At 63.7% G+C, this 12,341-nt stretch carries 10 protein-coding genes; 4 read left to right on the top strand and 6 right to left on the bottom strand.

Annotation, left to right across the window (positions count from 1 at the left end; all coding sequences use genetic code 11):
- The first annotated feature begins 88 nt into the window (after positions 1-88).
- On the top strand, positions 89-1,093 hold the full coding sequence (locus IE125_RS14770; RefSeq protein WP_189445430.1) for a glutathione S-transferase family protein: 1,005 nt from the start codon (positions 89-91) through the stop codon (positions 1,091-1,093).
- A gap of 21 nt (positions 1,094-1,114) precedes the next feature.
- Here the strand turns inward: IE125_RS14770 and IE125_RS14765 are convergent, their stop codons facing one another.
- Entirely contained in the window at positions 1,115-1,564 is a 450-nt protein-coding gene (locus IE125_RS14765; protein WP_189445429.1) for a YaiI/YqxD family protein, read from the bottom strand.
- A gap of 556 nt (positions 1,565-2,120) precedes the next feature.
- On the opposite strand from IE125_RS14765, the gene IE125_RS14760 reads away from it, so the two are divergent.
- Both IE125_RS14760 and IE125_RS14755 read left to right on the top strand, forming a co-directional pair.
- Positions 2,121-3,836 carry a DEAD/DEAH box helicase gene (locus IE125_RS14760; protein WP_189445428.1) on the top strand — a complete coding sequence of 572 codons (1,716 nt, stop codon included), beginning with the start codon at positions 2,121-2,123 and terminating at the stop codon, positions 3,834-3,836.
- Positions 3,837-4,079: 243 nt separating this feature from the next.
- Positions 4,080-5,069 carry a GntR family transcriptional regulator gene (locus tag IE125_RS14755; RefSeq protein ID WP_189445427.1) on the top strand — a complete coding sequence of 330 codons (990 nt, stop codon included), beginning with the start codon at positions 4,080-4,082 and terminating at the stop codon, positions 5,067-5,069.
- A 79-nt stretch (positions 5,070-5,148) separates the two neighbouring features.
- Here IE125_RS14755 and IE125_RS14750 read toward each other — a convergent pair whose 3' ends face one another.
- The 5 genes from IE125_RS14750 to IE125_RS14730 all read right to left on the bottom strand — a co-directional run bounded on the left by IE125_RS14750 (position 5,149) and on the right by IE125_RS14730 (position 11,078).
- Positions 5,149-6,588: an FAD-binding oxidoreductase gene (locus IE125_RS14750; RefSeq protein WP_189445426.1), complete on the bottom strand. Its 1,440-nt coding sequence runs from the start codon at positions 6,586-6,588 to the stop codon at positions 5,149-5,151.
- Between the two features lie 31 nt (positions 6,589-6,619).
- Positions 6,620-7,876, bottom strand: a complete 1,257-nt coding sequence (locus tag IE125_RS14745; RefSeq protein WP_189445425.1) for a TRAP transporter large permease — start codon at positions 7,874-7,876, stop codon at positions 6,620-6,622.
- Positions 7,873-8,379 (bottom strand): TRAP transporter small permease, encoded by a 507-nt coding sequence (locus IE125_RS14740; protein WP_189445424.1) that lies wholly within the window; start codon positions 8,377-8,379, stop codon positions 7,873-7,875. Before IE125_RS14740 ends, IE125_RS14745 begins: the two co-directional genes overlap by 4 nt.
- A gap of 92 nt (positions 8,380-8,471) precedes the next feature.
- A complete protein-coding gene (locus IE125_RS14735) occupies positions 8,472-9,560 on the bottom strand; it encodes a TRAP transporter substrate-binding protein (RefSeq protein ID WP_189445423.1) in 1,089 nt (362 codons plus the stop codon).
- Between the two features lie 204 nt (positions 9,561-9,764).
- A complete protein-coding gene (locus IE125_RS14730) occupies positions 9,765-11,078 on the bottom strand; it encodes an L-fuconate dehydratase (RefSeq protein ID WP_189445422.1) in 1,314 nt (437 codons plus the stop codon).
- A gap of 336 nt (positions 11,079-11,414) precedes the next feature.
- Between IE125_RS14730 and IE125_RS14725 the strand changes: the two genes are divergently transcribed.
- Positions 11,415-12,341: a LysR substrate-binding domain-containing protein gene (locus tag IE125_RS14725; protein WP_189445421.1), complete on the top strand. Its 927-nt coding sequence runs from the start codon at positions 11,415-11,417 to the stop codon at positions 12,339-12,341.

Below are 12,341 nucleotides of genomic sequence, written 5' to 3'. Positions count from 1 at the left end.
GCGCTTGCCATGATGGCCATCGGGGCTCGACCTTTATCGGTTAGCGCCTATCCTCTGCAGGCGATGACATCCGATCAGGGAGCAGGCAATGGGACTTCTCATCGAAGGACAGTGGCAGGATCAGTGGTATGACACCAAGGGCAACGGAGGTGAGTTCGTCCGCGAATCCGCCAAACTGCGTGACTGGGTCACGCCCGATGGCGAGCCGGGTCCGGAAGGACAGCCAGGACTCAAGGCCGAGTCGGGGCGCTATCATCTCTATGTCTGCTACGCCTGTCCGTGGGCGCATCGGGCGCTGGTGATGCGCAAGCTCAAGGGGCTCGAGAAGGTGATCGATGTCTCCTGGACGAGCCCGCTGATGCTGGATCAGGGATGGTCGTATCATGTCGATGAAGGATCGAGTGGCGACTCGCTCAATCACGTCGAGTTTCATCACCAGCTCTATACCTTGACCGATCCGGACTATACCGGGCGCGTCACCGTGCCGGCACTGTGGGACAAGCGCAACGGGCGCATCGTCAACAACGAGTCGGCGGATCTTCTGCGTATCTTCAATGGGGCGTTCGACGACTTGACCGGCAATCGGCTGGATTTCTATCCGACGGATCTGCGCGAAACGATCGATGCCGTCAATGCCGATGTCTACGACAACGTCAACAACGGCGTGTACAAGACCGGCTTCGCGACCGAGCAGGGAGTCTACGAGAAGCACTTTCGCGCGCTATTCGACTGTCTGGATCGTCTCGAAGCGAGACTGGCCCAGCAGCGGTATCTGGCGGGTGAGTGGCTGACGGAAGCCGATATTCGGCTCTTTACCACCCTGGTTCGCTTCGACGCCGTCTATCACGGGCACTTCAAGTGCAACCGGCGACGCATCACCGACTATCCGCAGCTTTCCCACTACCTGCGGGAGCTTTATCAATGGCCGGGCGTCGCCGAAACGGTCGACTTCGATCACATCAAGCGCCACTACTACTACAGCCATCCGACGATCAATCCGACGCGCATCGTGCCGCTGGGGCCATCGCTGGATCTCGATGCCCCACATGATCGCGAACGTCTGACCGGCCGCGGAATTCGTGAGCGCCGATGAGTGAAAGGCGTCGCGCGAGCGTCAGGCGTGGCGGCGTAGCCAGCGATCCAGCGCGTTGGCGAACTCGCGCCGATCGGCATCGTCGTAGGCATTGGGTCCGCGCGTATGTTCGCCGCTGGCGCGCAGCGTTTCCATGAAATCGCGCATCTGGACGCGTGCCCGAATGTTGTCTCGCGTCAGCGCTTCGCCGCGCGTGGTCATGACATGGGCGCCGCGGGCGATGGCGGCCTCGGCCAAGGGAAGATCGCTGGTGACGACGAGGTCACCGGAGAGGACGGCTTCGACGATGGCATCGTCGGCGGCGTCGAACCCGTGTGCGACCGTGCGCGACTTCACCCAGCGGGAGGGCGGTAGCGGAATGGCGTGATTGGCGACCATCCAGGTCCGGGTCCCGGTGCGCTCGGCGGCGCGTACGATGATCTCGCGGGCGACCTTGGGGCAGGCATCGGCATCGATCCAGAGTGTCGGCATGGTTGTTGTCGCGTCCCTTGCGTGTCCGGCGCGTCAGTCTATCCGCTGATCGTCCCAGCCGCACTTCGAGCTTGCGTCGGAATCGCCTGCGCCGGTATCGGTCGGGAAGATTGGTAGGAAAATTACGTTTGTGTTTGGAGAAGCGACTTCGCCGATGGTATAGTTGCGCTTCCTCGCATGTGTTGACCCCACCATCCTGCCGATATGTCTGCCAATTTTGCCATCGACCCGTGATCGATGAGCCGACCGGACGTATCTCGTGAATGACGCACGGCGCGAGCCGATGCCAGCGTCCGGATGCAACGATGGAGCGCTACAGCGGCTGACGATTCCCGCAGCCGGGCGCAACAAGGTCGCCACAGAAGCCGACGCTATCGTGATGGATCGCGATACGACAGGCCCAATGCCAGGTGCGACCGGTATCCGACAGGACCGACTGTTTTCGACGAACGACGCGCCGCCATCGATGGATGGCAGGTGAGCCGCGCTCGACGGCCAGTCACCCTCGGTACCATGACATTTTCGCCGGTGTCCACCGGCCACTCCAAGGTGTGAAATGACCTCGACTGACGTAGCGACGCCAAGCTTTGGCGATCTGGCGCTATTGCCGGATGTACTGTCTGCCCTCGATAAACTGGGTTACGAAACCCCCTCCCCGATCCAGGCGCAGACGATTCCCGCGCTGCTGGACGGCCGCGACGTGCTGGGCCAGGCCCAGACCGGCACCGGCAAGACCGCAGCCTTCGCGCTGCCGCTGTTGAGCCGCGTCGAGCTCGATCGCCGCGAGCCCCAGGTGCTGGTGCTGGCACCGACCCGTGAGCTGGCGCAGCAGGTCGCCGTCTCTTTCTCCAAATATGGTCAGAATCTCAAGGGTCTCGAGATCGCCACGCTGTGCGGTGGTCAGGACTACCGCGAGCAGCTCACTGCGCTCAAGCGCGGTGCGCAGATCGTCGTCGGCACGCCGGGACGCATCATCGACCATCTCGATCGCAAGAGCCTGAAACTCGAAGGGCTCTCCGCGCTGGTACTCGACGAGGCCGACGAGATGCTGCGCATGGGCTTCATCGATGACGTCAAGCGTGTCGTCTCCGAAACGCCGCAGGGCTCGCAGCGCGTCTTCTTCTCTGCCACGTTGCCGGCCGAGATCGAGCGTATCGTCAATCGCTATCTCGTCGACCCGGTCAAGGTCGCGATCGAATCCAAGGTCAGCACCGGCGAAAATATCGAGCAGCGTGTCGTGCGCGTCGAAGGGCCGAGCAAGCTGGAAGCGCTGGCGCGTATTCTCGAGGTCGAGCCGGTCGACGCGGCGATCGTCTTCGTCCGTACACGTGCTGCCTGCACCACGCTGGTCGAGCAGTTGACCGCTCGCGGTGTCAACGCCGCCGGGCTTTCCGGCGATCTCGATCAGAGCCTGCGCGAGCGCACCGTCACGCGTCTGAAGCGTGGCAAGGTCGATGTCCTGGTCGCGACCGACGTGGCCGCGCGCGGTCTCGATGTGCCGCGCATCACGCACGTCATCAACTATGACCTGCCGCAGGACTCCGAGGCTTACATCCACCGCATTGGCCGTACCGGTCGTGCCGGGCGTAACGGCGTCGCGATCACCTTTGCCGGCGGTCGCGAGACCCGCAAGGTGCGCTGGGTCGAGCAGGCGACCGGCCAGCCGATGAGCGAGATGCCGCTGCCCGACGAAGCGGCCATTCGTGGCCACCGCGACGACCGTTTCAGCGCGCGACTGCGCGAGATGCTCGAAGCGGGCGCCGGCCAGCAGCGCGAGCTGATCGAGAAGCTGGTCGAAGAGGGGCACGACCCGATCGAACTGGCAGCGGCACTCGCGACGCTGGCGCGTGCCGGTGAAGCACCGATCGGCCGCATCACCAGCGGCCCGTCGCGACGCGACAACGGGCGCGACGGCGGCCGTGATGGCGGTCGCGATCGTGGCCCGCGTCGTCGCGACAGCGCCCCGCGTGAAGGCATGACCCGCTACCGCGTGTCGGTGGGCCACAAGGATGGCGTCAAGCCGGGACAGCTGGTCGGCGCGCTCGCCAACGAAGGCGGTATCGAAGGTGCCCGGATCGGTCGCATCGATATTCGCAACGCCTTCTCGGTGGTCGAGCTGCCGAGCGGCCTGCCGTCCTCGATTCTCGCCAAGATGGCCCGCGCTCGCGTCGGTGGCCGTCAGCTCGAGATCTCCGAGGATCAAGGCGCACCGGAACGTGCACCGCGCCGCCGCAATGATGGCGACGGACCGGTACGCCGCTCTCGCGCCTGATCGCGACTGGCCTTCGCCTGACGCCGCCCCTGTTCGCAGGGGCGGCGTTTTCGTTTGGCCGTTGGCGTTTTCGTTTGGCCGTTGGCGTTTTCGTTTGGCCGTTAAAAAGCGGGCGCCACGGGATCTGGCGGTTGTCTTGCGCCTTGGTCTAGCGGCTGCTGCTGACCTTTGTATGCAATACTCGTTATATCGAGCCGTTGACCGTTCGTCGCGAGGGCCAACAGAGAGCCAACAGGGAGAGTCATGTCCAGAACGCTCAAGGATCAACTCTACGATGCGCTACTGCGCAGTATGGCCAGCGGCCATCTCGAGCCCGGGCTGGTGCTGCTGGAGGGCAATATCGCCGATATCTTCGGCATGAGTCGCTCGCCGGTCCGCCAGACACTCGGCCGGCTGCACGAGGAGGGCGTGATCAGCCGCTTCGAGGGGCGCGGTTTCGTGGTCGGGCGAGCACCGCGCGAGGTCGTCAGGCGTACGTTGAGCGCCGCCGATTTTCGCGCCGCCGGGGGAAGGGCCTCAGTGACCCGGACCGAGTCCTGGCGAGAGCTGGCCGAGCAGGTCGAGCACGATGTGGTGCTCTGCTCGATGAAGGGAAGGCTCGAACTCAATGAGCTGCAGCTGGCCAAGACGCTGGGTGTCAGTCGCACCACGACCCACCGTATCCTTCTGCAGCTGCAGTCGCTGGGGGTGGTCGAGAAGGTCAAGTACTCGAGCTGGAACGTGGTGCCGCTGGATGCCGACCGGCTCCATCAGCTCTACGAGGCCCGCCGCCAGCTCGAACCCTTCATGATCGGTCTGGCCAGCGAGCGTGCCGAGGCGGCACCGGTCGAGCGTTATCTGGAGCGGCTCGAGCGGGCGAGGGTGGCGTATCCGAAGGTGACGCCGAACGAGCTCGATGCGCTCGAGAACGATCTGCATCACGAAGCGCTGGCGCTTGGCGGTAATACCGAGATCCTGATCATGTTGCAGCGTACGCGCCCCATCCTGCTGATCAGCAAGCACCTGCTGGGCAAAGCGATTGCGCTGCCGCCGGGAGACCCTTTTTTCGCGGCCCACCGGCGGGTTTTCGAAGCGATGCAGGCGCGCCGGCCGCACGAGGCGAGCGACGCCCTGTATCGTCACATCAAGGAGTCCGAATCCCTGGTCCAGGACCGGCTGGCGAGTTTCCACCGCGCCGGCGAGATCGCGGTGCCGGGTTATCTGCGATGGCTCGCCGACAAGCGCGAGACCTGAAAGGGGCGATTCCCCCCTGGCGCTGCTGGCCGAATGTGCACACGTGCGCTGAGTGTCGGTCGCACTCCGGCGGCGCGGCTCAGTCGCCGGGTCGTGGCAGGATGCGCCCCGGCGAGAGCAGGCTGCGCGGGTCGAGCAGATACTTGAGCCCGCGCATCAGGTCGAATTCCGGCTCCGAGAGCCGTTCGAGGAACGCCGCCTGCTTGAAGCGGCCGATGCCATGCTCGGCACTGATGCTTCCGTCGAATTCCGTGACGATCTCGAACAGCCGCTCCTCGAGCTCATGCAACAGTGTCGTGCGTGCTTCGGTTTCCAGGCCGGGCGGCGGCAGAATGTTGAAATGCAGGTTGCCGTCGCCGATGTGGCCATAAGCGATGATGGTCGCCTCGGGCGACAGTGCCAGAATCTCCTGGCTGGCGCGTGCGTGGAATTCGCCGAGCGACGAGATCGGCAACGCGACGTCGGTTCTCAGATGCTCGCCGCGGTTTCTCTGGCCCTCCAGCATGGCCTCGCGAATCCGCCACAGGCTCTCGGCCTGCGCGTCGCTGCCGGCGAGCACGCCATCGCTCAGCAGGCCGGCCTCCAGACCCTGCTCGAACAGGCCTTCGATCATGGTATCGAGATCGATCGGGCCGCTCGCCGCGACCTCCATCAGCACATAGACCGGCGAGGGCGTCTCGAGTGGATCGCGCAGATCGGGTGCCGCTTCCAGCGCCAGTTCCAGGCAGGTGCGCGGCACCAGCTCGAAAGCGGTGAGCAGGTCGCAGCAGCGCCGGCGAGCGAGCGCATAAAGCCCCAGCACGGCATCGACGTCGGGACAGGCGAGCAGCGCACTGCGGGTGGTCTGCGCGCGCGGCGAAAGCTTGAGCACGGCGCCGGTGACGACCCCCAGCGTGCCTTCGGCGCCGATGAACAGCTGCTTGAGATCGTAGCCCGTGTTGTTCTTGTGCAGCGCCTTCATGCCGTTGTAGATACGCCCGTCCGGCAGCACCACCTCCAGGCCGAGAACCAGCTGGCGCATCATGCCGTAGCGCAGCACGTTCAAACCGCCAGCGTTGGTCGAGATATTGCCGCCGATCTGGCAGCTGCCCTGGGCGCCGAGCGAGAGCGGGAAGTCGCAGTCGGCCTCGGCCGCCGCGTCCTTGATCGACTGCAGCACGCAGCCGGCATCGACACTCATGGTGAAGTTGATCGGATCGACGTCGCGGATCGTTGCCAGTCGCTCCAGGCTCAACACCAGCTCCGGCGTCTCGGCATCCGGCAGGGCGCCGCCGACCAGACCGCTATGGCCACCCTGAGGCACCAGCGGTATATCGTGACGGTGGCAGTAGCCGACCACGTCGGCGACCTGCTGTGTCGTCGCCGGTCGTGCCACGGCCAGCGGCAGCGCGCCGCGATAGCCGGGCCAGTCGACCCGATAGCGCTCCATGTCCTCGGCGGCGGTGAGCAGCCCACCCTTGCCGAGCAGGCCGGCCAGGTCTTCGAGGCGCGTGTCGAGAAGTGCGTCGTTGGATGTCATGCGAACTCTCTTGTCACTCAAGGCGGCGGGTTCAGCGGAACCACAGCACGATCTGCGGAAAGACCAGGAATAGCACAAGCAGGCCGATCAGCGTGAAATAGAACGGCAACAGACTCTTCACCAGCTTCTCCATGCCGACCTTGCCGACGCCGCAGCCGACGTAAAGCACCGTGCCGACCGGCGGCGTGATGAGGCCGATGCCAAGAATGAATGACATCAGCACGCCGAAGTAGACCGGGTCGATGCCGAGTTTGACCACCACGGGCGTCATCAGCGGCGCGAGAATCACCATGGCCGGGGTCAGATCCATGAAGAAGCCGACCACCAGCAGGAACGCGGACAGGATGAGCAGCAGCAAAAAGCTGTTCTCGGTCAGCGACGAGAGCGTGACCACGAGCTGCTGCGGAATCATGTTCGCCGTCAGCAGCCACGCCAGCACGCTGGCAAAGGCGAGCAGCAGCATGACCACGCCGGTCAGCTTGCCGGTGGTGATGCACAGCGCGAAGAATCGCTTGAGCGACAGGCTGCGGTAGACCACGAACGACACCACGAAGGCATAGACCAGCGCGATGGCGGCACTCTCGGTCGGCGTGAAGACGCCGGATAGAATGCCACCGACGATGATCACCGGCAGCAGCAGTGCGAGCGAGGCATCCTTCAGCGCGCTGGCGAGTTCCGGCACCGAAAACGGCTGCCCGCGGCCGTTCTTGCGCGACTGGATATAAGTCGTGATCGCCAGGCCCAGCGTGATCAGGATGCCGGGCACGATGCCGGCCATGAACAGCTCCGAGATCGAGGTGCTGGTCACCACGCCGAACAGGATCATCGGGATCGACGGCGGAATGATGATGCCGACGACCGAGGCGGCCACCACGATCGCGGTAGCGAGCGGGCCCGAGTAGCGGTGCTGCTTCATCGGCTCGATCATCATGCTGCCGACGGCCGAGGCATCGGCGACTGCGGAGCCGCTGATCCCGCCGAAGAACATCGAGGTGAGCACCGCGACCTGACCCAGACCGCCGGCGACGAAGCCGACCAAGGCGCTCGCGAGCCTTACCAGGCGGGTCGCGATGCCGCCTTCGCTCATGACCTCGCCGACCAGAATGAACAGTGGAATCGCCAGCAGCGGGAAGGAGTCCAGGCCGTTGACCGCCTGCGAGACGATCGGTGACAGCGCGTAGTCCGCCTCGTAGAAGATGAACAGGGTAATCGCGCCGAGACCGAAGGAGATCGGCATGCCGATGACGATGCAGATCGCCAGCCCGATCAAGATGCTCGAGAGAATCATGGCGTTTCTCCTTGCGGCAGCCTGCCCCTGAGCAGGTTCACCAGCGCGATGGTGTTGGCGATCAACGTGAGTCCCGCCATCACCGGCATGGCGCTGTAGAGCCAGGTCTGCGGAATGCCCAGCATCGGCGTTGCGCTGGTGTAGCCGGAGATCAGATCCTTGAAACCGAGCAGAATGCAGATGCAGACGATGTAGATCACGGCGATCGCCAGCAGCGAGGCCGCCATCTTCAGCGCGGTAGGCGCCTTGTCGCGAAAGAAAGTGACCGCCACATGTTCGTTGCCCAGGCTGCCGACTCCGGCGCCGAGCAGCACCAGCCAGATGAACAGCACGCGGGAGAGCTCCTCGGCCCAGGTATAGGAGTAGTTGAGCACGTAGCGGCCGAACACGTTGGCGGTGACGCAGAAGACGACACCGAGGACGAGCAGCCCGACGGCGATCTCAAGCGTCAGCTTCAACCATCCCAGTAATCCCCGGGTGGCGGATGACGTCGCATCGTTCATCGCGATCTCCCAATGAGGCCAGTGGAGGCCGTGCAAAAGTTGCCGGACGGGGAGGCCCACGTCCGGCGTTCGAGGTGCCTGTCAGGCGATCGTCATTCGGCGTTGGCAGCGGCGTCGCGGATGCTGTCGATCAGATCGCCACCGATCTTGTCGCGCCAATCGGCGTAGACCGGCTCGAGCTTGTCCTGGAACACTTTCACCTGCTCGGGCGTCAGCTCGGTCACCTCCATGCCTTCGCTTTTCAGCTCTTCCTTGATCTGGTCGTTCATCGTGCGGCTCACGTGACGTTCGTAGTCGCCCATCTTCTTGGCGGCATCACGCAGCAGTTGCTGGTAGTTCTCGGGCAGCCGATTCCAGAAGCGTTCGGAGACCAGCGTGATGAAGGGCGTGTAGACATGATTCGTCTCGGTGGCGTACTGCTGTACCTCGTTGAACTTGGAGGACTTGATCGTGATCCAGGGGTTCTCCTGGCCGTCGACCACGTGCTGCTCGAGCGCGGTGAAGAGTTCCGCGAATGACATAGGGGTCGGGTTGGCACCCAGCGTGCGCCAGATATCCAGGTGGATCGGGTTCTGCATGGTGCGGATTTTCAGGCCTTCGAGGTCGGCAGGCTTGGTCACCGCACGTTTACTATTGGTCAGCTGACGGTAGCCGTTCTCTGACCAGCCGATCGCGACCAGGCCTTTGGTGGAGGCTTCTTCCAGCATTCGCTGACCGATCGGACCGTCGAGGACCTGGTCGGCGACTTCCGGCTTGGGAAATAGAAACGGCAGATCGAACACCGCGAACTGCGGGAACATGCTCACCATCGGCGAGGTCGAGGGGGAGGTCATCTCCAGCGTGCCAGCCTGCAGCGCGCTGACCGACTGCAGGTCGTCGCCGAGCTGGGCGCTGTGGAACATCTGCACCTGGATATGGCCATCGCTGCGCTGCTCGACGATCTTCTTGAAGTACTCGAGGCCGCGGTATTGGGCGCTGGACTGGGTCAGCCCGATATTGAACTTGAGGCTGTAGTCGTTGCCATCGCCCTGAACGACGTCGCCGGTGACATCCGGGAATGGCGGCATCTCGGTCGCCGCGCTGGCGGAGAGAGTGCCCAGGCCGAACACGGCAGCGGTCATCAGCGAGGCGACGGCGCGACGCAGCGGGAACGATCTTGAATGCGGGGTGGTTGTTTTCATCTTCGGCTCCAGAACGTGGCCGGCGTCTCGATGCCGGTCAGATCGAATGCGTGAATGGCGTAACGGACTGCGGGAGAGCGGACGTTCCGCAGGGTCTTGTCGAACAGCGTCGCGCAGTCGGCGACGGCGATGGATCTCCTGGGTTGTGAGTGAAATGGGGGGGCGGCAGGGCGCGCGTCACCCGACGACGGTGGTGGATAGCGTTCATGCGTGTGCCTGCGCGTCGCGCCAGGCGCTGCCGTCGGGGTAGTGATGGGCAGCGAGCGAGTCGGCTTTCAGGGTGGCGCTGTAACCCGGCGCCCGCGGCAGCTGGTAACGCCCGCGAACGACCGTGACCGGGTCGACGAAATGCTCGTGAAGATGATCGACATATTCCAGCACCCGGCCGTCGAGCGAGCCGGAGACGGCGATATAGTCGAACATCGAGATATGCTGGGTGTACTCGCAAAGGCCGACGCCGCCGCCGTGGGGACAGACCGGGATATCGAACTTGGCGGCGAGCAGCAGCACCAGGATGACCTCGTTGAGCCCGCCCAGGCGAGCGGCATCCAGCTGACACACGTCGAGCGCCTCCGCCTGGAAGAACTGCTTGAACATCACCCGGTTGTGGCAGTGTTCGCCGGTGGCGACGCGGATCGAGCCGAGGCGATGGCGAATCTCCGCATGGCCCAGAATGTCGTCGGGACTGGTCGGTTCCTCGATCCAGTAGGGGTTGAACTCGGCGAGGCGGCGCATGTTTTCGACCGATTCGTCGACATCCCACATCTGGTTGGCATCCATCATCAGCACGCGCGACTCGCCGATCTCCTCGCGCAGGATGCGGGCGCGACGACGATCCTCCTCGATGTCGCCGCCGACCTTCTGCTTGAACTGATCCCAGCCATCGGCGAGCGCCTCTCGGCAAAGCGTGCGCATCTTCTCTTCCGAGTAACCGAGCCAGCCTGCCGAGGTGGTGTAGCCGGGGTAGCCGTGCTCGCGCAACCATGACTCACGCTCGGCCTTACCGCTCTGCTGGCGCTTGAGCAGGCCGATCGCCTCTTCCGGTGTCAGCGCATCGGTCACGAAGCGAAAATCGAGGCAGCGGACCAGGGCCTCCGGCGTCATGTCGGTCAAGAGTTTCCAGACCGGTTTTTCTTCGTGCTTGGCCCACAGATCCCAGACCGCGTTGACCAGTGCCGCCGAGGCCAGGTGCATGACGCCTTTTTCCGGACCCAGCCAGCGCAGCTGACTGTCGCCGCTGGTCAGCTCCCGCCAGAAGCGTCCCATGTCCGCGGTGATCTCGGCGAGATCGCGACCCTCGACCTGGGCCGACAGCGCCTGGACCGCGGCGACGCAGAGATCGTTGCCGCGACCGATGGTGAACGTCAGGCCGTGGCCACTGAGCGCATCACCGGACGTGTGCAGTATCACGTAGGTCGCCGAATAATCCGGCGCAGCGTTCATCGCGTCGGAGCCGTCGAGTTGGCGAGACGTGGGGAACCGGATGTCGTGAACTTCGATGCGTTCGATCCTGGGCATGCTGATAGGGTCCTTTTTCGTAGCCGGCCAGGCTGAACGAACCCCTGAGCCGGCAACGCCATCGCTAAAGATTGTGCGTCATTTGGCTCGAATTACCGATCGGCGAGAACGTCAATTCGAGGAGTTAATTTTGTTTAATTCGGCAATAATACTTTAGTCATGCCGGAAAATTTTCGATGATTTACCGTTTTTATTTTGTGGGATAGAGACTAATGACAGGTCGGCTTTCGGGATAATCGTTTTTTTTGCGCCCCGGATAACCTGAGGTTATTGTTTGTGACTAAGGAATGATTTTTGACTGGCTTTCGAGCGTTGGTTGGTGGCGAGGAGCGGTGGATGTCCAACGATAGTCGAATTCACGTGAAGAGCTGGCTGCGACTCAAGCACCTGGTGCTTTTGGTGACGCTGGACGAAAGTCGCAACCTTCACAGCACCGCTCGGCACATGAACATGAGCCAGCCGGCGGCCAGCAAAATGCTCAAGGACATCGAAACCTTCTTCGGCATGACGCTATTTCGTCGTCAGCCGCGAGCAATGGAGGTCACGGATGCCGGACGCCTGCTCGTGCGCTACGCCCGCAGCGTGCTCAACGATACCGATCGATTGATCGATGACCTGGTGTCATTGCGGGAGGGCGGTCACGGCAAGTTGGCGATCGGTGCAGTGCCCGGTGCCGCGCCGCTGGTATTGCCGCAGGCGATTACCGCGATCAAGGCGCGCCGGCCGCAACTGGCGGTGAGTCTGGTGGAGAATTCCAGCGATCGGCTGCTGGTGGATCTCGAGTACAAGCGCCTCGACGTGGCGATCGGTCGGTTTACCGACGCGGCACAGCGCCATCTGTTCGATTTCGTGCCGCTTCAGGCGGAGCCTGTCTCCGTTGTCGTCAGGGCAGGGCATCCGCTGTGCGAGGGGATGCCGGGGCTGGGTGAGGTAATTCGCTGGCCTTGGGTGCTGCACCCGATGCGGAGTCCGATGCGCGGCCTGTTCGAGGCGGCGCTGGCGGAAGCCGGGGTACCTTCGCCACGCAACGTGGTCGAGACGACGTCGACCCAGACCACGCTGCAGATGGTCGGGGCCTCCGACGCCATTGCGCTGTTGCCGACCTCGGTGCTTCGAACGGCAGTGTCGGCAGGCGCATTCGCGGCGCTGCCGCTGACCATTGGCGAACCGCTCGGATACTACGGCGTACTGACGCGCAAGCGCGAAGAGGTGCCGGCGCTGGTCGGTGAGTTCATCGACATGCTGCTGGCTCGCGGAGACTGA

Source organism: Salinicola rhizosphaerae (assembly GCF_014652715.1).
Lineage (GTDB): Bacteria > Pseudomonadota > Gammaproteobacteria > Pseudomonadales > Halomonadaceae > Salinicola > Salinicola rhizosphaerae.
This window is presented reverse-complemented; position numbering and strand designations above follow the sequence as displayed.